Raw genomic sequence first — 20090 nt, 5'->3', positions numbered from 1 at the left:
CGTCGCGACTGTCCGCCGACGTGGCGAGTGTGCTCACGTAAACGTCCCGTCGAGTTCCGTGGCCCGAGTGGGCCGGTCTCGGGACCGATCGGCCCCGGCGTCTTGCAGCGCGTCGGTCGTCGGTCCCGCGTGCCCGGCGGTCGGGCACTTGCCCGCGGGAGTCTGGTACGAGGCCATTCTCGGCCCGGTACTAAAAACTAACCGGGTTGGCGCTCGCCCGTCTCGCGCCGCCGGACGAGCACCCGGGGCGCACGCGCGTTCAAAGACGCCGGCCCCGATTCTCACCGTTTGTACCGACGCAGTCGGGCGGTCAGAAAGACGCATCGGCGGGCGGTTCGACCGCTCGAAACGGTGATAAAATCGGATCCGAGTTATCGCATTCGATACTTCCGAGGCAAGGTTCATTAGCCTATCTGGTAGTCCTTCCCACGAGCGTGATGTACGATGGATCGTGACGGGGTGTTCACGAGGGGGGACGTGGGGGCGTTCGAGCAACTCCCGTTGCTGGCGGTTCGGACCGTCGTCGACGGCCGGGGCACAGAGCGCATCGAAGAGTGCAACGACGCGTTCGTCCGCCGGCTCGATCTGTCGTCCGACGAACTCACCGGCCGGCCGCTCCGTTCGGTCTACGCGTCTGAGACCACGCCCGACACCGGGCCCGAAAAGGGGCCGTGGTCGACCCGGTCCGACGGCGGCGACTCCTGGCCGTGGAGTTCCGCCCCGGCGGCGGACGAGCCCTCGAACTTCGACGGCGCGACCGTAGGCGATAGGGAGCGGTTGGCCGATTCGTCGTCCGGCGCCGACCCGACCGACGGGCCGCAGTCGGACCGAGCCGACTGGCGCCACGAACGCTGGGTCTCGCACCTGGGCGCTTCGACCGTCGAACACTGTCTCGTAGGTGGCGACGGCCGCCTGATACACACCTTGGTCGAGGGCGTGCCCCGACGCGACGCCCGCGGCCGCGTCCTCTTCCACATCGACGTCACGCGTCGGAAACACCGGGAGCGGCAGGCCGACGTCCTCAATCGACTGATGCGCCACAACGTCCGCAACGATCTGAATCTCTTGCGCGGGCACGCGCGGACCCTCGCCGAGCACGACGACGAGGAGGTCGCCGCCTCCGCGGAGGTGATCGACCGCATCGCCGACCGGTGGATCGGCCTCGCGGAGAAGGCCCGGCAGATCGAGCGCCTGTTCGACGAGGACGCCGGGGGGACGGTGACCCTGGAACACCTCACGAACGCGGTCCGGACGTCCGTGACGCGGGACTGGCCCGAGAGCACCGTCCGGGCCTCGATCGAGGTCGACCCGGCGCTTTCGGTCTCCGAGCGCCTCCACCCCGCGGTCGTCGAACTCTGCGAGAACGGGATCAAGCACGCGGACTGCCAGGTCGTGACGGTCACGATCTCGGCCAGCGACGCGGCGGGCTACGTCGACGTTCAGATCGCCGACCGCGGGCCCGGGATTCCGGACCACGAGCGCGTCGCCCTCTTCGAGGAGGAGGAGACGCCGCTCCGCCACGGGAGCGGGCTGGGCTTTTGGATCGTCCGGTTCATCATCCGACAGCTCGGCGGGGCGATCTCGGTCGGCGACGACGACTACGCCGGCGGCGTGGTGGTGCTCTCGGTCCCGCTCGTCGAGGAAGAGGCCCGTCGTAGCTGAGTCGGACACGGGCGGCCATCCGTACAGGCCGACACCCGGAGTCGCATCGCGCGCCTCGGGCGAATTCCCCGGGGACGGGGCCGGTCCGGCACATTTAATACCGAAACGGGAGGCGCTTGGGGTATGAGCGGACGACCCCTCGACGTTCTCGAAGCCGCGCTCGAAGATGTCGTCACGATCACGCTGAAGGACGGCACGGCGTACTACGGCACGCTCGCCGGATACGACCAGCATATGAACGCCGTCCTCGAGCCGGCGACCGACGTCGACGACGCCGTCCAGGCCGAACTGGAGGTCACAGCGGTCGAAGACACAACGATTATACGCGGCGACAACGTCGTGACGATACAAATATGACGGGCGCAGGCACCCCGAGTCAAGGTAAGAAGAACAAGACGACGCACGTCAAATGCCGACGCTGCGGCGAGAAGTCCTACCACGTGAAGAAGAAGGTCTGTTCGTCGTGCGGCTTCGGGAAGTCCGCGAAGCGCCGCGACTACGAGTGGCAGTCGAAGGCCGGCGACAACTGACGCCCGCGCTCTCGTCTCCTCGCTGCAGACAGTTTTCGCGGTCCATTCATTCGGTGTCGGCCTCGCCATCTCAGAGGGCCACCTGAATACTGTGGACCTTTGTCGGTGGGGCGAAAACCCCAGTGTATGAGCGATCACGATTCGGATCACGATCACGGGGACGATCACAGTCACGACCACGGAGACGGACACGATCACCACGGCCACGCCCACGATCAGGATGGGCACAGTCACGACCACGACGGCCACCACGCCCACGACGTCGGCACGCTGCAGGCGGCGGTGGTCACGATCTCGACCTCGCGGTCGCTGGAGGACGACCCCGCCGGCGACGTGATCGAGGCGGCGTTCGAGGCCGAGGGCCACGACGTCGCCGTCCGCGAGGTCGTCGAGGACGACTTCGACGCCGTACAGTCGACCGTGGACCGCCTCGTCGACCGCGAGGACGTCGACGTCGCGGTGACGACCGGCGGGACCGGCGTGACGCCCGACGACGTGACCGTCGAGGCGGTCGGGGACCTCTTCGCGAAGTCGCTGCCGGGCTTCGGGGAGCTGTTCCGGCGGCGCTCGGAGGCCGAGATCGGCACCCGAATCGTCGGGACGCGGGCGACCGCGGGCGTCGTCCAGGGCGTCCCCGTGTTCTGTCTGCCGGGGAGCGAGAACGCCGCGCGGCTCGGAAGCGAGGAGATCATCGTCCCCGAGGCGCCCCACCTCGCGGGATTGGCGACGCGGGACGGGGACGGAGACGAGAACTGACAGTAGTCACATAACTCGAGGACGGGGACCGGCGGCCGCCGTCACTCGGGCCGCCACCGCCCGCCGATCTCCTCGCGGGGGTAGTCCTGGTAGGTCCCGTTCAGGAACGAGGTCACGCGGCCGTCCTCCTCGCTGAGCGTCACCGCCCACAGCACCTCCTCGCGCGTCGACGCTTCGAGCGCGCTCATATGCTTCGTTCCCATCCAGTCGGCGTACTCCAGGTCGAACGCCGCGGTCGACTCGTGGCTGGGGCTCCTGACCCGGACCATCTGCTCTTGGACGGTCCCGTCGGCGGCGACGACGATCGCGCCGTCGCAGGTGAACGCGACGTCCCGCGCCGCCTCGACAAACGCCTCGGCCGAGCCCGAGACCACCCGACACCGATTGACCGGCCACTTGTTGGCGCCGAGCGGATCCGTGTACCCGCTCACGTCGACGTCGGCGACGACCAGGAAGTAGAGGCTGGGGCCTGAGACGTGCTGTTCGTCCCACCGCGTGAAGTCCAGGCTCAGCGACTCCGCCGTGTACCGGAGCAGGTCCATCAGCTCCTGGCTCGTCTCGTACTCCGTCTGCGATATGTCCGATTGAACCATTCTTCGGGTATTATACATCCGTTCGTCCAGCGAGCGCTTGTAAGTACCGGACAGTTCGGAAGCCGCGTGCCCGGCCGCCGTCTCGCCGTCCGCGTCGGACCGATCGACGCCGACCGCCCCAAACGTGGCCTTTTAATGGCGCTGCGACAACCCTGATGTATGAGCAAGCAGGAACCACGCGAACGCGAGGACGGCGACGAGGAGCCGTTCTCCAGCGGGAAGGACCCCGACCTCCCCAGCGCGGACGTCACCGAGGGAGCCGACAAGGCCCCGCACCGGGCGATGTTCCGCGCGATGGGCTTCGACGACGAGGACCTCGGCTCGCCGATGGTCGGCGTCGCCAACCCGGCGGCCGACATCACGCCGTGTAACGTCCACCTCGACGACGTCGCCGACGCGGCCGTCGAGGGCGTCGAGGACGCCGGCGGGATGCCGATCGAGTTCGGGACGATCACCATCTCGGACGCCATCTCGATGGGGACCGAGGGGATGAAGGCCTCGCTGATCTCGCGGGAGGTCATCGCCGACTCCGTCGAACTCGTCGCCTTCGGCGAGCGGATGGACGCCCTGGTCACGGTCGCGGGCTGCGACAAGAACCTCCCCGGAATGATGATGGCTTCGATCCGGACCGACCTGCCCTCGGTGTTCCTCTACGGCGGGTCGATCATGCCCGGCGAGCACGACGGCCGCGACGTCACCATCCAGAACGTCTTCGAGGGCGTCGGCACCTACGCCGAGGGCGAGATGAGCGCCGACGAACTCGACGACTTAGAGCGCCACGCCTGCCCCGGCGCGGGCTCCTGCGGCGGGATGTTCACCGCCAACACGATGGCGTCGATCTCGGAGGCCCTCGGGCTGGCGCCGCTCGGCACCGCCGACGCGCCCGCCGAGTCGCCGGAGCGCTACGACGTCGCGCGCCGCTCGGGCGAGGCCGTCCTCAACGCCGTCGAAAACGACATCCGCCCCTCGGACATCCTCACCAAGGAGTCCTTCGAGAACGCCATCGCGCTCCAGGTCGCGATCGGCGGCTCGACCAACGCGGTCCTGCACCTGCTCGCGCTCGCCGCGGAGGCCGGCATCGACCTCTCGATCGAGGAGTTCGACGAGATCTCCCGCCGGACGCCGAAGATCGCGAACCTCCAGCCCGGCGGCACGAAGACGATGAACGACCTCCACGAGGAGGGCGGCGTCCCGGTCGTGATCCGGCGCCTCCTCGATGCGGGGCTGTTCCACGGCGACGCGATGACCGTCACCGGCCGGACCATCGAGGAGGAACTCGACGAACTGGACCTCCCGGACGACGACGAGATCGAGGGGGACTTCATCTACACCGTCGACGAGCCCTACCAGGAGGAGGGCGCGATCAAGATCCTCACGGGCAACCTCGCGCCCGACGGGGCGGTCCTGAAGGTCACCGGCGACGACAAATTCCACCACCAGGGCCCGGCGCGCGTCTTCGAGAACGAGGAGGCGGCGATGGAGTACGTCCAAGAGGGCCACATCGAGTCGGGCGACGTCATCGTCATCCGCAACGAGGGCCCGCAGGGCGGTCCCGGGATGCGCGAGATGCTCGGCGTCACCGCGGCCGTGGTGGGCCAGGGCCACGAGGACGACGTCGCGCTCCTGACCGACGGCCGCTTCTCCGGGGCGACCCGCGGCCCGATGGTCGGCCACGTCGCGCCGGAGGCCGCCGTCGGCGGCGCGATCGGCCTCGTCGAGGACGGCGACGAGATCACCGTCGACATCCTCGAGCGGGAGCTCTCTGTCGACCTCTCGGAGGAAGAACTCGATGCCCGGAAAGAAGAGTGGGAGCCGGCGGAGCCGGCGTACACTTCCGGCGTGCTCGCGAAGTACGGCAACGACTTCGGGTCGGCGGCGAACGGCGCGGTGACGAATCCGGGCGCGAAGCGGTAGACAGGGCGAACTTTTCTCAGGCGGATCGTCAGCGTCGTCTCGCAGCGTTTCCGAACCCCTCTCCCGACGAGCCACCACCGGGTGTTGACAGAAAGACGGTCAGAAAATCGGCGCTCACGAGCGGGCCGTGCGTGGTTGGTCGCTCGTCGCGGATCCGGTCTCCGTCCGTGTCCAGACAGGGACGGACGGCTCGGATTCGGTGACGCGAGTGGTCAGGTACACGATCGCAACGATGGCGACATACTCGACGAGACCGACCGCGAAGTGCATCTCGGAGGGTACGTCCACGGTGATCAAGAGCGGCGGCTGATTCATCGTCGCGTGGAACAGCGCGACCAGCCAGAGGTTGCGCGTGAGCGCGTACACGACCCCATACGCCACCCCCATAAGGGTCAGCGTAAGGAGTCGGGACCCCAGTGCCGCGCCGATCCCGTGTTCCATTCCGATAAACCACCTCGGGAGGTGGAAAAGAGCGAACAGGACTGCCACGACGACCAGGCCGGAGCCGACCGCGCGGCGAGTTCCGCCACCGGCCAACGCGGTGAGTTTCTGCTGCAAATAGGTGCGGAAGAGGAACTCCTCCGGAATCGCGGTGAACACGAGCGAACTCAACAGGGCTGCAAGGTACAGCATCGGGTTAGCAGCCACCCTCGACAACGTAGTCTCGAACCCGTGAACGCCGGCGGTCGCGAGGACGGCGGCGACGAGGTTGTAGAGCGTCCAGAACACGACGACACTGCCGACTGCGGCCAGGAGTGTTCGAGCGGACGGGAGGATCGTGCGTGCCGAAACACCCTCCACTCCGAGTGCGCCGATGACGAGTGCGACCAGAAAGACGCCCCAGGCCATTCCCAAGAGGGGCGGTGGCGACGCGCCCGGGGCTACGAACAGTAACCCCGAGAGGACGGAGATTACGAGGAGGTACGTTGCGACGGGGACCAAGGACCCGCTCTCGAACGCCGGCGGGTCCGCATCGGTGCGCAACATCTTTCGAAAATCCAGCCGAGTTCTCGAAAAGTTCTTTCATTTTATACGAGTTCGGGGCGCTGGAAGGCGATTCGTCCCTGAGACAGTGTGATACTTCCGTTGAGGAGGTGTGAACGCGGCGGGGTTCAGACCGTCCGCAGGTCGTCGGTCGCCCGCCACCGGATCGCCGCGGCGGCGACCTCGTCGACCCGCCTGACGATCTCGGCTTCGATCGTCGCGGGCTCGACGGTCGTGCGGCTCGTATGCGAGAGCACGATGTGCGCCAGTTCGATCGGGAGCCCGCTCCGCGCGACGACGTGGACGCCGTAGTAGGGGTGCCCGAGCAGGTCGTAGACGGCGGTGTCGTCCATTCCCTCGAACTCGGCCAGTTTGCTCACGTCGTGGACGAGCGCACCCGCGACGAGTGTGTCGGTGTCGATGTCAAGTACGGGCCCGCGGCGGTCCAGGAGCGCCGCGGCGAGCGAGATGGCGCCTGCGGCCACGTCGCGGACGTGATCGACTAGGTACTCGTCGCGCAGGGAGAGCTCGCGCTGCGTCGGCGGGAGCCACGGCACCGACCGCAGGTCCTCGACGTCGTGTTCGGCCATCGCCGTGGTCCAGGCGTCGACGACGCCCGTGCGCAACTCCTCGTCCTCGATCGCGTCGAGTTCGGGGAACGCCGCCCGGACCGCCTCGTCGGTCATACCCGCGTTAGGGGCCTGCCGCGCAAGTAGGTTCCCGTTCTGTGGGCCTACTCGTCCTCGACAGCCCACTCGGGGGTGTAGACGACGCTCCCGAGCAGAAAGAGCAGCGCGCCGGCCGCTAGCAGCGACGGCGCCAGGTAACTCGACGTCACGACGCTTCCGGCCGCGACGCCGACCGCGAGAACGAGCACGGCCGTACACCGGCGGACCGTCCGTCGGAGGGCGGGAGACGAAACCATACGCTCGCTTCGGCCGGCCGGAAGAAATCGGTTCCGTCCGTCGCGACCGCCTCACACTACGTACTCTCACAGTGATTACTCTCGTATCTTACCGCCGAGCGACACTCCCGTTGACGGCGCTCACCGGGAAGAGGCGAGCGCAGTCAGTATCAGAGCGCCTCGACCGCGGCGAGGAGTTCCTCGTAGTCGGGTTCGTTCGTGGGATCTTCGGCGACCCAGCTGTAGGTGACGACGCCGTCGTCGTCGAGGACGAACACCGCGCGGTTGGCGATGCCGTACAGCCCCAGGTCGGGGATCTCCATCGAGAGGCCGTACGCCTCGATGGCGTCGCCGGACATGTCGCTCACGAGATCGAACGCCAGGTCGTACTCGTCGGCGAACGCCCCGAGCGAGAACGACGAGTCGGCGCTCACGCCGAAGAGCGTCGCGCCCGCGTCCGCGAAGTCGCCGTAGCGCTCCTGCAGCGCCACCATCTCGTTCGAACACGGCGGCGTGAACGCGCCAGGGAAGAAGGCCAGCACGACGGGCCCGTCGCCGAGGTGGTCGGCGAGGTCGAACGTCTCGTGGTCGCTGCCCTTGTACGTCGCGGTGAACGTCGGTGCTTCGTCGCCTTCGGACGGTGTGTCGGACATCCCGTTCGGCGGATACGAACCGAACGACCAAAACCTGGTGGGGAACGTGTTCGCACGACTCATAGTGATTACTCTCGTCTCTTACCGCCGAACGCCGTTACCGGGGGTGGCGTTCGGCGGTAAACAGTGAGAGGAATCACTATCACGACCGCGGGGGAGACGCGATCCCGACGAGGCCGTCCTAGTGACGCGAGCGGTCGAGTCTCAGACCCAGCCCTCTTCGACGAGCAGTTCGCCGTTGAGGAGCGACGCGCCGGCCGCGCCGCGGATGGTGTTGTGCGCCAGACAGTTGTACTTCAGGCCGGCCTCGGTCTCCTGGAGGCCGCCGGCGGAGATCTGCATCCCGTCGCCGCGCTCGCGGTCGAGTCGGGGCTGCGGCCGTTCGAGGTCCTCGAAGACGTGGATGAGCTGGTCCGGCGAGGAGGGCAGGTCCGCGCTCGGGTACTCCCGCATCGCCGCGGCCGCGTCCTCCGGGGAGACGTCCTCTTCGGTCTCGGCGAAGACGTTCTCCAGGTGGCCGTCGAGCGTCGGGATGCGGTTGCAGGAGGCGGCGACGTCCATCCCGTGGAGGTCGACGCCCGTGCCGTCGAAGGTGCCCAGGAGCTTCCGCGATTCGGTCTCCATCTTCTCCTCCTCGCCGCCGATGTGCGGGATGGCGTTGTCGATGATCTCCATCGAGGTGACGCCGGAGTAGCCCGCGCCGGAGACGGCCTGCAGGGTCGAGACCTGCACGGACTCGAGCCCGAACTGATCGAGCGCCGCGAGCGTCGGAACCATCGTGATCGTCGAGCAGTTCGGGTTCTTCACGAGGGCGCCGTCCCAGCCGCGCTCGTCGCGCTGGACCTCGATCAGATCGAGGTGGCCGGGGTTGATCTCGGGGATCGTGAGCGGGACGTCGGGTGCCATCCGGTCGTTCGAGGAGTTCGAGGAGACGACGTAGCCTTCCTCAAGGAAGTCGGGTTCGACCTCCGCGGCGGCGCCCGACGGGAGCGAGGAGAAGAGCAGATCGACGTCGTCCGGGACGTCGTCGGGCGTCGTGGCGCCGACGGTCATCTCCGCGACGTCGTCCGGGATCGGCGTGTTGACGCGCCACTTCGCCGCCTCGCGGTAGGTCTTGCCCGCGCTCTCCTCGGAGGCGGTCACCGCCGCGAGCTCGAACGTCGGGTGGTCGTCGAGAAGCTGGATGAATCGCTGTCCCACCGCACCGGTCGCACCGAGAATGCCGACACGTACTGACATTGGTGGGCGTGGGAGACACACACATAAGGCGGTTTGGATTCGCGACGTATTTCACGGACGTTCAAAATTGAAACGTCGTGGGCTGATTGCCCCGCCGAACGGTCAGTTCTGGCGTCGTCTCCGAGCCGGACTATTCGACGGTCGTCGATACTCGATTCGTCGGGAACCGACAGATAGAGGTACCGCGTTTCGGAATACATCGCCAAATGTTCACCAAGGTGCTCGTCGCCAACCGCGGAGAGATCGCCGTGCGGGTGATACGGGCCTGCCGCGACCTGGGCGTGCGGACCGTCGCGGTGTACAGCGACGCCGACAAGCACGCGGGACACGTGCGCTACGCCGACGAGGCGTACAACGTCGGCCCCGCGCGCGCCGCCGACTCCTACCTCGACCACGAGGCGGTCATCGAGGCCGGACGGAAGGCCGGCGCCGACGCCGTCCACCCGGGCTACGGCTTCCTCGCAGAGAACGCCGAGTTCGCCCGGAAGGTCGAAGCGAGCGACCTCACCTGGATCGGGCCCTCCGCCGACGCGATGGAGCGCCTCGGCGAGAAAACGAAGGCCCGCGCGCTGATGCAGGAGGCCGACGTGCCGGTCGTCCCCGGGACGACAGAGCCCGTCGAGTCCGCCGACGAGGTGAAGGGGATCGCCGCGGAGTACGGCTACCCCGTCGCGATCAAGGCCGAGGGCGGCGGCGGCGGCCGCGGCCTCAAGGTCGTCCACTCCGAGGACGAGGTCGAAGACCAACTGGAGACAGCCCAGCGCGAGGGCGAGGCCTACTTCGACAACTCCTCCGTCTACGTCGAGAAGTACCTTGAATCCCCGCGCCACATCGAGGTCCAGATCCTCGCGGACGAGCACGGCAACGTCCGGCACCTCGGCGAGCGCGACTGCTCGCTCCAGCGACGCCACCAGAAGGTGATCGAAGAGGCGCCGTCGCCGGCGCTCGACGCCGACCTCCGGGAGCGCATCGGCAACGCGGCCCGCCGCGGGGTCCGCGAGGCGGAGTACACCAACGCCGGCACCGTGGAGTTCCTCGTCGAAGACGGGGAGTTCTACTTTATGGAGGTGAACACGCGGATCCAGGTCGAACACACCGCGACCGAGGAGGTCACCGGCATCGACGTGGTGAAGTGGCAACTGCGGGTCGCCGCCGGCGAGGAGATCGACTTCGCACAGGACGACGTCGAGATCGAGGGCCACGCGATCGAGTACCGGATCAACGCCGAGAACGCCGCCGACGACTTCGCGCCCGCGACGGGCTCGCTGGAGACCTACGACCCGCCCGGCGGACCGGGCGTCCGCATCGACGACGCCGTCCGCCAGGGCGACGAGATCGGCGGCGACTACGACTCGATGATCGCGAAGCTGATCGTCGCCGCGGGGGACCGCGAGGAGTGCCTCGCCAGGTCGGAGCGGGCGCTCTCTGAGTTCGAGATCCGGGGCATCGAGACGATCATCCCGTTCCACCGGCTGATGGTGACAGACGAGACGTTCCGGGCGGGCGAGCACACGACGAAGTACCTCGACGAGGAGCTCGACCGCGAGCGCATCGACCAGGCGGTCGAGCAGTGGGGCGATGCGGGGAGCGACGACACCGGAGAGGACGACGACGGCGAGGGCGACGACGTCACCGAACGGGAGTTCACCGTCGAGGTCAACGGCAAGCGCTTCGAGGTGAACCTCGAAGAGCGCGGCGCGCCGCCGGTCCCGGACGTCGAGGCAGTCGCCAACGGCGCGGGAGCGGCCGCCGACGCCGGCGGACCGTCGACCCGTTCCCGCCCGGAGGCGGCTGAGTCCGACGACGAGGAGGTCGTCGTCGAGGGCGACGGCGAGCAGGTCACCGCCGAGATGCAGGGGACGATCCTGGCCGTCGACGTCGAGGTCGGCGACGAGGTCGGCGCCGGCGACGTGGTCTGCGTCCTGGAGGCGATGAAGATGGAGAACGACGTCGTCACCGAGCGCGGCGGCACCGTCTCCGACGTCCTCGTCGCCGAGGGCGACAGCGTCGATATGGGCGACACCCTCGTCGTCCTCGAATAGCGCGGCGTGACTCCAGCGATGAACGACACCCGACGCGACGTCCTGGCGGCGCTCGAAGCCGGACCCGTCGAAGGACCGGCGCTTGCCGACCGCCTGGGCGTGTCGCGGGCGGCGGTCTGGAAGCACATCGAAGCCCTCCGGGACGCAGGCTTCGAAATCGAGAGCACCGACGACGGCTACGAGGTCGCCTCCGTTCCGGAGTACGGCGCCGCGGCGATCGAGTTCGGCCTCGACGCGCCGTACCGGATCGAGTACCACGACCGGCTCCCGAGCACGAACGACTGCGCCCGCGTGCTCGCCGCCGACGGCGAGGAAGACGTAGTGGTGGTCGCAGAGGAGCAGACCGGCGGCCGCGGCCGGCTCGACCGCGAGTGGCGATCGCCCGCGGGCGGCGTCTGGGCCAGCCTGCTCGTTCGCCCGCGACGCCCGCCCGCGGAGGTCCCGATCTACACCCTCGCCGCGGCGGTCGCCGTCGCGCGTGCCGCCCGCGAGGCCGGCGTCGACGCCCGGATCAAGTGGCCGAACGACGTGCTCGTGGCGGCCGAGGACGACGGACGCGACGATACGGGACGCCCAGAGCGGAAGCTCTCGGGGATCCTGACGGAGATGGAGGGCGAGGCCGACCGGGTGTCGTGGCTCGTCGTCGGCATCGGCGTGAACGCGAACGTCGACGCCGACGCGCTGCCGCCCGGGGCGACGAGCCTCCGCGCCGAGGTCGGCGACGTCGACCGTCGGGTGTTCCTCCAGCGCGTGCTGGAGCGGTTCGCTGAGCTGACCGGCGAGGGCGCCGATCCGAGCGACATCTTGGACGCGTGGCGCGGGTACGCCGCGACGCTCGGGCGTCGCGTCCGCGTCGAGACGCCGACCGAGACGATCGAGGGCGAGGCCGTCGACGTCCGGCTCCCCGGCAGCCTCGTGGTCCGCACCGACGACGGCGAGCGCGTCGTCAGCGCCGGCGACTGCGAGCACTTGCGGCCGAGCGACTCCGAGTGAGGAGACTGACTCCCCGAAACTGCGGTGAAAAGAGCGTCCGCCGCGACGGCCGGCTCATAGGATTACTCTCGCTGTTTACCGCCGAACGCCGTCACTCGGGGTGGCGTTCAGCGGGGAGACACGAGAGTAACCACTATCAGTTCTCGCCGCCGTCCGTGAGCGGCCGTCCGCCGGCCGTGAGCACGCCGTCGGCGATCTGCCGCGCCTCGGCCGCCGAGGGTCGCGTGCCGTCGACAAAGCGGTCGCCGAGTTCCTCGACGACGTTCATCACGTCCGAGAGGTCCCCGCGGTCGGCGACCTCTGCGAAGACGTCCTCGTAGGCGTGCGCTTCCCAGTGGCTGATCTCGTAGTCGTAGGTGTCGGCCTGCGAGGCGACCGCGTATCGGAGCTGTCGTGCCGCGTCGGACGGGTTCATATCTGTCATATACGGTCCCGATAACTAAAGTGTACTCAGACTCGAAATCGAGTTAATCGTCTCGTGTCGACGGAGAACCGCGCGAGCGGGGACCACGGGGATCGCGATCGAGCCGCCGGGTCCCGGTCCGAGACGTTTACCTCGCGCGGGCTTGGAGGGTCGGTATGGCGAACGGAGACCTTGTGGCGCTGGCCCGCCGGGCGGCCGAGGCGGGCGCGGCGGTCGCGGCCGACCGCTTTCGGACGGGCATCGATGTCGAGCAGAAGGGCGAAAAGACCGACGTCGTCACCCAGGCCGACCGGGACGCGCAGGCCGCCGTCATCGACGTGATCCGCGGAGAGTACCCGGAGGCCGCGATCGTCGGCGAGGAAGAGGGGGCCTCGAAGTCGGTGCCGGATTCCGGCACCGCGTGGATCGTCGACCCGATCGACGGGACGAACAACTTCGTCCGCGGCATCCGCTCGTGGGGCACGGCCGTGGCCGTCGTCCGCGACGGCGACCCGGCGGCGGGCGCGACGTCGCTGCCGGCCCTCGGCGACGACTACTGGACCGACGGCGAGACGACGTATCGGAACGGCGAGGTCGTGACCGTCTCCGCGGAGACGGACCCCGAGGCCGGCGTCGCCACGCCGACGATGTGGTGGGACTTCGACTCGCGCGATCAGTACACCCGGGCGTGTCAGGCCCTCGTCGACCGCTTCGGGGACCTCCGCCGGATCGGCTGTGCCCAGGCGGAGCTGGCGGGCGTGGCCGACGGCTCCCTGGACGGCGTCGTCACGAACATCCGGTCGCACCCCTGGGACACGGTCGCTGGCGTCGCGATGGTGCGCGCGGCCGGCGGGACCGTCACGGACCTGTCGGGGGACCGCTGGCGCCACGATTCGGTCGGGCTCGTCGCCTCCAACGGCGGCGTCCACGACGCCCTCCTCGACGCCGCCCGCGAGATCGACGGGGAGTAATCGGCGTTCCCTCGCGGAATCGGTGCCGCCCGGCGGTCGATCGCCCGCCGTCGACCGGAATCCTCAACACGTCCGGAACCGGGGTTCCGTGTATGTCGACAGTCGCAGACCGGGTCGGATCGGACCCCGAACGCCTCTGGGGGGCGGGCGTCCTCCTGGCGCTTGCGGCCCTCGTCGTCGGGACGCTCGTCCGCCCGGAGGTCGTCTACGACGGCTTCATCTGGCACTACTTCTGGGGCCCCGTCCAGGCCGACGCCAACTCCGCGGTCTGTGCGATCCGGCCGGGGAACACGGTCCAGTACCTCTACGACGCGCAGGCGTGTGCGAACGCGGCCGAGCCGGTCGCCTACCCCGGCTACACGCTCGTCTCCGAGGTCGGGTATATGCTGACGCTGCTCGTCGCCCTCATCGGCGTGGTGTTCCTCCTCCGCCGACTCGATCTCGGGACCGACCGGAGGTTCTTCTACGCGCTCTTGCCATTCGTCTTCTTCGGGGGCGCGCTCCGAGTCGTCGAGGACGCGAACGACGCCGGCTCGGCCGCCGACGCGCTCATCAGCTACCCCCTGAACACGCTCGTCATCAGCCCGATCATCTACTTCACGGTCTTCGCGATCACGCTCGCGGCTGTCGTCGCCGCCGTCGCCGCGGTGCGAGCGGACCTCGTCGAGCGCTACGATCGGCTGCTCTTCGGAATCGGGACCGCGATTCTCGTCGTGACGATCGGATATCTCGCCTCGCTCGTCGTCTCCGGCGCCGAGGGCGTCGAGTTCTACCCCCAGGTCCTCGTCATCGTCCTCGTCGGGGCGACGCTCGCCGCGGCCGCCTCCTGGTGGCTCATCGAGCGGTACGCGCCCGCGGTGAACGCCGGGACCGGCCGGATCGGCTTCGTGGTCCTGTGGGGCCACGCCGTCGACGGCGTCGCGAACGTCGTCGGCCTCGACTGGATGACCGCGATCGGCGCCGGCCCGAACCTGGTCCCGAAGCACCCGGTGAATCAGTTCGTCGTGGACGTCACCGGCGCGGTGCTGCCGGCGTCGGTGCTCGCCGTCACGGGCGACACCTGGCCGTTCCTCGTCCTGAAGCTCGTCGCGGCGACGTTCGTGCTCTGGGTCTTCGAAGAGGAGATCTTCGAGGAGAGCCCGCGGTACACGATACTGCTCCTCGTCGCGGTCCTCGCGGTCGGACTGGGCCCGGGCACCCGGGATATGCTCCGGGCGACCTTCGGCGTCTGAACCGATTCGCACCCCCGGATTTTTATACTCGCACGCGGCCAGACCCCGCGTCTCCCCGGAATGTGCCGCGCGACGGGCCGCGGGTGTCCGACACGTCGTCGCGCGAGCGGCCCGTGTCGGCTGTTCGCTTTGGACCGATAGCGGAGCGTCGGTCGCGCCTCATACCCTACGGGTACGGGTGATACGCCCGATCTAACTGCGGTTCGAACCCCAGCGATTCGGGGACCGTCCGCGCCCGCTCGCCGAAGAACGGCTCGCCCTGGAACAGCGGCTGCGCCGCCGGCACGAGCACCCGGACCGCCTCGAATCCGAGCGATGCGACGTCCGCCGTCGTCGTCCGCGCGGCGTAGGCGTCGAGGCCGGCGTCGGCGACGCGATCCAGCGCCTCCGATAGCTCGGCCTCTCCAGCCGGAACGTCCGCGGGACCCACTTCCGCGGCCGGCACCGTCACGTCGGGATCGACGAAGGACTGTGCGGCCGCCGGAAAGTCGGCGTGCGCTCCGATCGCGCCCCCTTCCTCGGCCGCTCCTTCGGGACCCATCGAGCGCAGTTCCATCCAGTTCTGGAGCGCCTCCGCCAGCGCCGACCGCGCGGCGTCGGCCGGACCCAGCGAGGCCCCCGATCCGACGGCGAACCGCGGCCACTCGCCGTCGCGGTGGACCGCGCTCGCGACGACCGGCACGTCGACGTCCTGCGTGACGAGGAGCGACGTCACCGACAGGTCTTCGGCTCGCGCGCGCTTCCGCAGTTCCTCGTAGCGCGAATCCGAGACGGAGAGCCCGAGCGGCTCGAACGACGAGTACCACGCGAGCATCGTGGCGTCGCGCTCGATCACCTCGTAGAGCCCCGAGAGCAGCGCCTCCGCCCCCGAGTTGCCGAGTCCGAGGCCGGTCGTGATCGCGGGCTTGTGTCGCTCCGACGGGGGCGGGTAGTGAACGAACTCCGCCGGCAGGGACGCCGACTCGCCGGTGTGGAGGTCCTCGCCTGCGACCCAGGGTATCGGCGTGTCCGGGTCGACCGACGCGGTGTCTTCGGGGAGAACGAACGCCGACGGCGGAACCGGCCGCGAGCGCGTACGCTCCGGCGCGACCGTGAACTCCGCCTGCCGATAGACGCCGGCGCAGTAGCGTTCGAGGCCCTCACCGAGCGCCTTCATAAAGGCGACGTCCCAGTCGGGGTCCACGCCCGCGGCGAGCTCGGCGGCGCGGGCGTCGCTGAAGCCCTCGGTCGTCGCGATCCGGGCGAGGTAGTACGGGACGGGGAACGACTCCCGCTCGCCGACCTGAGCGACGAGTCCGGTCCGCTCGTCGAGCGCCCGCTCCGCCCGCGCCAGCGAGTCGTCGATATCGACCGACCGGTGGTCGCGGCGGACCGCTCGGGCCCGCGAGTCCGGGTCGGGCACGGGAAGCACCGGCCGCTCGGCCCCGATGCCGGTCCCGGACACCTCGACCGTGGTGCCCGCGACGCTCGTATCGCCGGCGAGCAGGGCCACGGCGCGCCGTCCGGCGACCGCGCCGGCGAGTCGAACCGCGCTGCGATCGCCCGAGGGAGAGCCCTCGGCGTCGGTCGTCGCGGCCACGCGGGTCCGGAGGTCGTCGAACCGCGGCCCGTCGGCGTCGAACACCGAGACCGCGGCGTCGAGACTCTCGATCGGGCGGCCGCCGACGCCGCCGATCTCGACGAGCACGAGGCGGTCGTCGGAGCCGACCAGTCCGGCGGCGTCCCGTCCGGCGGGGACGACGGCGAGAGTCAGCGCCGGGTCGTCGAAGCCGGTCCCGACTGTCGCGTCGACGTCCTCGAAGGCCGCCCGCGCGGCCGCCGCGGCCGGACCGCTGCCGGCGAGTTCGATCTCGTAGGTCATAGATCCGCCCTCGACGCTCACGGGGAAAAATCGCCGGGTCTCGGAACGCGGAAGCGCTCCCGAGATGCCTCTCGCGTCCGGTCCGGGGAATATACAGCCCCGACTGCGGTAAAATTAAGTAGACACTGGTAAATAAGACAAAGTATGTCCCCCGCGTCGAACGTGCTCGGAGACAGCGTCGAGCACGTCCTGTCGTCGTCCCTCCGGGCGGCCTCGGGCCCCGTCTACGTGATCGGGCCGAGCGACGCCGTCGTGGAGTCGCTCGTCGAGTTCGCCGTCGGCGCCGACGCGCCGCCCGAACTCCGGGTCCTCGCCGGCGAGTCGCAGCTGAAGTCGGTGATGGGCGACTTCCTCGTCGCCAGCCACGCGGCCGATCTCGTCGCGTCCGGGTCCCTGGACCTCCGGAGCACTGCCGAGGGCACGTCGAACACGCTCTTGGTGACGGAGTCGTCCGTCGTCGCCGTCGTCGCCGCCGGCGACAGCGTGGCCGGCCTGACGACCGACGACGAGTCCTTCGTCGAGAGCGCTCACGAGACGTACCGCGAGCGCTTCGAGGAGGCCGAGGCGTTCCGTCTCCGGACGCCGGCGCTCTCCGAGGTCCGGTCGTCGCTCGAAGACGACCTCGGCGGCGACGTCCGGGACGAGTTCGACGGGGTTCTGGACTCCCTTCAGTCGGTCGACGGCGCGGACGGCATCGACGAGGTGACGATCAGCCTGCTCGTCGCCGCCCGGAACGAGGTGCTCCTCTACGACGTCTCGAAGTGGGGCGAAGACGTCGGCATCGCGAGCAAGGCGACGTTCTCGCGCACGAAGAGCGACCTCGAAGAGCGGGGATTGATCGAGACCGAGAAGGTCCCGATCGACGTGGGGCGCCCGCGGCTCCGGCTGCGCCTCGCGGACGAGCGCCTCGCCGACGCCGACCTCGACGAGCTCGCGGCCGTCGCGCGCGACCTCCTGAACTGATCGCTCGCGGGCGTAGCGTCGCCCCCGACGGCGACGCCGGAGACGAAGTGGACACACTTATTGGAGGTACGGGCTCGGTATCACGTATGGATTGCAGCCACGTCCGCGACGTCGACCCGGCCGTCGCCGACGCGCTCTCAGACGAGGTACAGCGGCAGCGGGACACGCTGGCGATGATCGCGAGCGAGAACCACGTGAGCGAGGCGGTGCTCGAAGCCCAGGGGAGCGCGCTCACGAACAAGTACGCCGAGGGGTACCCGGGCGAGCGCTACTACGCGGGCTGTGAGTACGCCGACGGGATCGAGGAACTGGCGATCGAGCGCGCGAAGGAACTGTGGGGCGCCGAGCACGTCAACGTCCAGCCGCACTCGGGTACCCAGGCGAATATGGGCGTCTACCTGGCGATGCTCGAACCGGGTGATAAGATCCTCTCGCTGGACCTGACTCACGGCGGCCACCTCTCGCACGGCCATCCGGCCAACTTCACGGGCAAGACCTACGAGGTCGAGCAGTACGAGGTCGACGCCGACACCGGCTACGTGGATTACGAAGACCTCGCGGAGAAAGCAGAGACCTTCGAGCCCGACATCATCGTCTCGGGGTACTCCGCGTACCCGCGCGAGGTCGACTTCGAGCGGGTGCAGGAGATCGCCGAATCGGTCGACGCCTACCACCTCGCGGACATCGCCCACATCACGGGGCTCGTCGCCGCGGGCGTCCACGCCTCGCCCGTCGGCGTCGCGGACTTCGTGACGGGCTCGACGCACAAGACCATCCGCGCCGGTCGCGGCGGGATCATTATGTGCGACGAGGAACACGCTGACGCCGTCGACAACGCCGTCTTCCCCGGCGCGCAGGGCGGCCCGCTGATGCACAACATCGCCGGCAAGGCCGTCGGCTTCAAAGAGGCGCTCTCGCCCGAATTCGAGGCGTATGCCGAACAGACCGTCGCGAACGCCAAGGCCCTCGCGGACGAACTCCGCGAGCAGGGACTCGAACTCGTATCGGGCGGCACCGACAACCACCTCGTGCTCGTGGACCTCCGACCCTCGCATCCGGACACGACGGGCAAGAACGTCGAGGCCGCGCTCGAGGAGACCGGCATCGTGATGAACGCGAACACGGTGCCCGGCGAGACGCGCTCGGCGTTCGACCCCAGCGGGATCCGTCTCGGGACGCCGGCGCTGACGACCCGCGGCTTCGACGAGGACGCCGTCCGCGAGGTCGGGGAACTCGTCGTCCGCGTCGTCGACGACCACGACGACGAGGACGTCGTCGCCGACGTGAGCGAGCGGGTCCAGGAACTCTGCGACGAGTACCCGCTCTACGAGTAGCAGTAGCGGAGAATCGGAGATAGAGTCCCTCTCTGAGGGTTATTCTTTTTACAGGGTTCGCTTTCGGTGACGATATCCCGCGACATTTACCGACGCCCGGCGAGACCGAACCCGCACATTTGAAGTGTGCTACCCGCTCTCTGTTGGATATGACGGAGATCATCGACGGCAACGCCGTCGCCCAGGACGTCCGAGACGGCCTCCTCGACAGCATCGAGACGCTGACAGAGGCGGGGACGACGCCGTGTCTCGCGACCGTACTGATGAACAACGACCCCGCGAGCGCCTCGTACGTCCGGATGAAACACGAGGACTGCGAGGAGGTCGGCATCGCGACGAAGGACGTCGAGATCGACCCCGAGGCCCCGGCCGAGGAGCTCTTCGACACCATCGACGAACTCAACGCCGACCCCGAGGTCCACGGCATCCTCGTCCAGATGCCCCTCCCCGATCACGTCGACGAGCGCGAGGTCCTGCGGAGCATCGACCCCGCGAAGGACGTCGACGGCTTCCACCCCGAGAACGTCGGCCGCCTCGTCGCGGGCAACGCCCGGTACAAGCCCTGTACGCCCCACGGCGTCCAGAAGCTCCTCGAAGCCGCGAACGTCGAGACCGAGGGCGCGGAAGCCGTCGTCGTCGGCCGCTCGAACATCGTCGGCAAGCCGATGGCGAACCTCTTGATCCAGAAGGACGAAGGCGGCAACGCGACCGTGACGGTCTGTCACTCCCGCACCGACGACCTCGCCGAGAAGACCCGCAACGCCGACATCGTCATCGCCGCCGCGGGCGTCCCCGAGATGATCGACGGCGAGATGCTCACCGAGGGCACCGTCGTCATCGACGTCGGGATCAACCGCGTCGAGACCGACGAGGGCTCCGAGCTCATCGGCGACGTCGAGTACGAGAGCGCCAAGGAGAAGGCCAGCGCGATCACGCCCGTACCGGGCGGCGTCGGTCCGATGACCCGCGCGATGCTCCTGTGGAACACCGTGAAGGCCGCCGGCGACGTGGCCGGTATCGACGTCGACCTTCCCTGAGTCGTCGTTTTCTGGTTTT

20 protein-coding genes are annotated in these 20090 nt (G+C 68.8%); 12 read left to right on the top strand and 8 right to left on the bottom strand.

Annotation, left to right across the window (positions count from 1 at the left end):
• Positions 1 to 444: 444 nt before the first annotated feature.
• The 4 genes from ACQUQ0_RS08505 to ACQUQ0_RS08490 all read left to right on the top strand — a co-directional run bounded on the left by ACQUQ0_RS08505 (position 445) and on the right by ACQUQ0_RS08490 (position 2948).
• Positions 445 to 1662, top strand: a complete 1218-nt coding sequence (locus ACQUQ0_RS08505; protein ID WP_435184533.1) for a sensor histidine kinase — start codon at positions 445 to 447, stop codon at positions 1660 to 1662.
• A gap of 123 nt (positions 1663 to 1785) precedes the next feature.
• Positions 1786 to 2019 (top strand): LSM domain-containing protein, encoded by a 234-nt coding sequence (locus ACQUQ0_RS08500; RefSeq protein WP_435184531.1) that lies wholly within the window; start codon positions 1786 to 1788, stop codon positions 2017 to 2019.
• Positions 2016 to 2192 (top strand): 50S ribosomal protein L37e, encoded by a 177-nt coding sequence (locus ACQUQ0_RS08495; RefSeq protein ID WP_089766274.1) that lies wholly within the window; start codon positions 2016 to 2018, stop codon positions 2190 to 2192. Before ACQUQ0_RS08500 ends, ACQUQ0_RS08495 begins: the two co-directional genes overlap by 4 nt.
• A 126-nt stretch (positions 2193 to 2318) precedes the next feature.
• Positions 2319 to 2948 (top strand): MogA/MoaB family molybdenum cofactor biosynthesis protein, encoded by a 630-nt coding sequence (locus ACQUQ0_RS08490; protein WP_435184528.1) that lies wholly within the window; start codon positions 2319 to 2321, stop codon positions 2946 to 2948.
• 41 nt (positions 2949 to 2989) lie between these two features.
• Here the strand turns inward: ACQUQ0_RS08490 and ACQUQ0_RS08485 are convergent, their stop codons facing one another.
• On the bottom strand, positions 2990 to 3541 hold the full coding sequence (locus ACQUQ0_RS08485) for a hypothetical protein (protein WP_372389791.1): 552 nt from the start codon (positions 3539 to 3541) through the stop codon (positions 2990 to 2992).
• Positions 3542 to 3700: 159 nt separating this feature from the next.
• Between ACQUQ0_RS08485 and ilvD the strand changes: the two genes are divergently transcribed.
• On the top strand, positions 3701 to 5455 hold the full coding sequence (ilvD, locus tag ACQUQ0_RS08480; protein WP_435184527.1) for a dihydroxy-acid dehydratase: 1755 nt from the start codon (positions 3701 to 3703) through the stop codon (positions 5453 to 5455).
• A gap of 114 nt (positions 5456 to 5569) precedes the next feature.
• Here ilvD and ACQUQ0_RS08475 read toward each other — a convergent pair whose 3' ends face one another.
• The 5 genes from ACQUQ0_RS08475 to asd form a co-directional block, all read right to left on the bottom strand.
• Positions 5570 to 6442, bottom strand: coding sequence for a CPBP family glutamic-type intramembrane protease (locus ACQUQ0_RS08475; protein WP_435184526.1), 873 nt, complete (start codon positions 6440 to 6442; stop codon positions 5570 to 5572).
• A gap of 125 nt (positions 6443 to 6567) precedes the next feature.
• Positions 6568 to 7125 (bottom strand): HD domain-containing protein, encoded by a 558-nt coding sequence (locus tag ACQUQ0_RS08470; RefSeq protein WP_435184525.1) that lies wholly within the window; start codon positions 7123 to 7125, stop codon positions 6568 to 6570.
• A 47-nt stretch (positions 7126 to 7172) separates the two neighbouring features.
• Positions 7173 to 7364: a hypothetical protein gene (locus ACQUQ0_RS08465; RefSeq protein ID WP_435184524.1), complete on the bottom strand. Its 192-nt coding sequence runs from the start codon at positions 7362 to 7364 to the stop codon at positions 7173 to 7175.
• A gap of 149 nt (positions 7365 to 7513) precedes the next feature.
• A complete protein-coding gene (locus ACQUQ0_RS08460) occupies positions 7514 to 7996 on the bottom strand; it encodes a redoxin domain-containing protein (protein WP_435184523.1) in 483 nt (160 codons plus the stop codon).
• 204 nt (positions 7997 to 8200) lie between these two features.
• Positions 8201 to 9235: an aspartate-semialdehyde dehydrogenase gene (gene asd, locus ACQUQ0_RS08455; protein ID WP_435184522.1), complete on the bottom strand. Its 1035-nt coding sequence runs from the start codon at positions 9233 to 9235 to the stop codon at positions 8201 to 8203.
• A gap of 206 nt (positions 9236 to 9441) precedes the next feature.
• Here asd and ACQUQ0_RS08450 point away from each other — a divergent pair, with 206 nt between their 5' ends.
• Both ACQUQ0_RS08450 and ACQUQ0_RS08445 read left to right on the top strand, forming a co-directional pair.
• Positions 9442 to 11277, top strand: a complete 1836-nt coding sequence (locus tag ACQUQ0_RS08450; protein WP_435184520.1) for an acetyl-CoA carboxylase biotin carboxylase subunit — start codon at positions 9442 to 9444, stop codon at positions 11275 to 11277.
• Positions 11278 to 11295: 18 nt separating this feature from the next.
• Positions 11296 to 12270, top strand: coding sequence for a biotin--[acetyl-CoA-carboxylase] ligase (locus ACQUQ0_RS08445; RefSeq protein ID WP_435184519.1), 975 nt, complete (start codon positions 11296 to 11298; stop codon positions 12268 to 12270).
• Between the two features lie 136 nt (positions 12271 to 12406).
• Here the strand turns inward: ACQUQ0_RS08445 and ACQUQ0_RS08440 are convergent, their stop codons facing one another.
• The gene (locus ACQUQ0_RS08440) at positions 12407 to 12685 is read right to left on the bottom strand and encodes a hypothetical protein (RefSeq protein ID WP_435184518.1); all 279 of its coding nucleotides are present in this window, start codon (positions 12683 to 12685) and stop codon (positions 12407 to 12409) included.
• Positions 12686 to 12849: 164 nt separating this feature from the next.
• Here ACQUQ0_RS08440 and ACQUQ0_RS08435 point away from each other — a divergent pair, with 164 nt between their 5' ends.
• Both ACQUQ0_RS08435 and ACQUQ0_RS08430 read left to right on the top strand, forming a co-directional pair.
• Positions 12850 to 13644 (top strand): inositol monophosphatase family protein, encoded by a 795-nt coding sequence (locus ACQUQ0_RS08435; RefSeq protein WP_435184516.1) that lies wholly within the window; start codon positions 12850 to 12852, stop codon positions 13642 to 13644.
• A gap of 92 nt (positions 13645 to 13736) precedes the next feature.
• Positions 13737 to 14876, top strand: coding sequence for a DUF63 family protein (locus ACQUQ0_RS08430; RefSeq protein WP_435184515.1), 1140 nt, complete (start codon positions 13737 to 13739; stop codon positions 14874 to 14876).
• 166 nt (positions 14877 to 15042) lie between these two features.
• Here the strand turns inward: ACQUQ0_RS08430 and ACQUQ0_RS08425 are convergent, their stop codons facing one another.
• A complete protein-coding gene (locus tag ACQUQ0_RS08425) occupies positions 15043 to 16737 on the bottom strand; it encodes a YcaO-like family protein (protein ID WP_435184514.1) in 1695 nt (564 codons plus the stop codon).
• A gap of 144 nt (positions 16738 to 16881) precedes the next feature.
• Between ACQUQ0_RS08425 and tbsP the strand changes: the two genes are divergently transcribed.
• The 3 genes from tbsP to ACQUQ0_RS08410 all read left to right on the top strand — a co-directional run bounded on the left by tbsP (position 16882) and on the right by ACQUQ0_RS08410 (position 20071).
• On the top strand, positions 16882 to 17700 hold the full coding sequence (tbsP, locus tag ACQUQ0_RS08420; RefSeq protein ID WP_435184513.1) for a transcriptional regulator TbsP: 819 nt from the start codon (positions 16882 to 16884) through the stop codon (positions 17698 to 17700).
• A gap of 86 nt (positions 17701 to 17786) precedes the next feature.
• A complete protein-coding gene (gene glyA / locus ACQUQ0_RS08415) occupies positions 17787 to 19034 on the top strand; it encodes a serine hydroxymethyltransferase (RefSeq protein WP_435184512.1) in 1248 nt (415 codons plus the stop codon).
• A 149-nt stretch (positions 19035 to 19183) separates the two neighbouring features.
• Positions 19184 to 20071 (top strand): bifunctional methylenetetrahydrofolate dehydrogenase/methenyltetrahydrofolate cyclohydrolase, encoded by an 888-nt coding sequence (locus ACQUQ0_RS08410; RefSeq protein ID WP_435184511.1) that lies wholly within the window; start codon positions 19184 to 19186, stop codon positions 20069 to 20071.
• Positions 20072 to 20090 lie beyond the last annotated feature (19 nt).

The organism is Halobellus sp. EA9 (assembly GCF_051195055.1).
GTDB lineage: Archaea > Halobacteriota > Halobacteria > Halobacteriales > Haloferacaceae > Haloquadratum > Haloquadratum rubicundus.
Note: the sequence above shows the minus strand (reverse complement) of the source record. Positions and strands in the feature narration are given on the sequence as shown.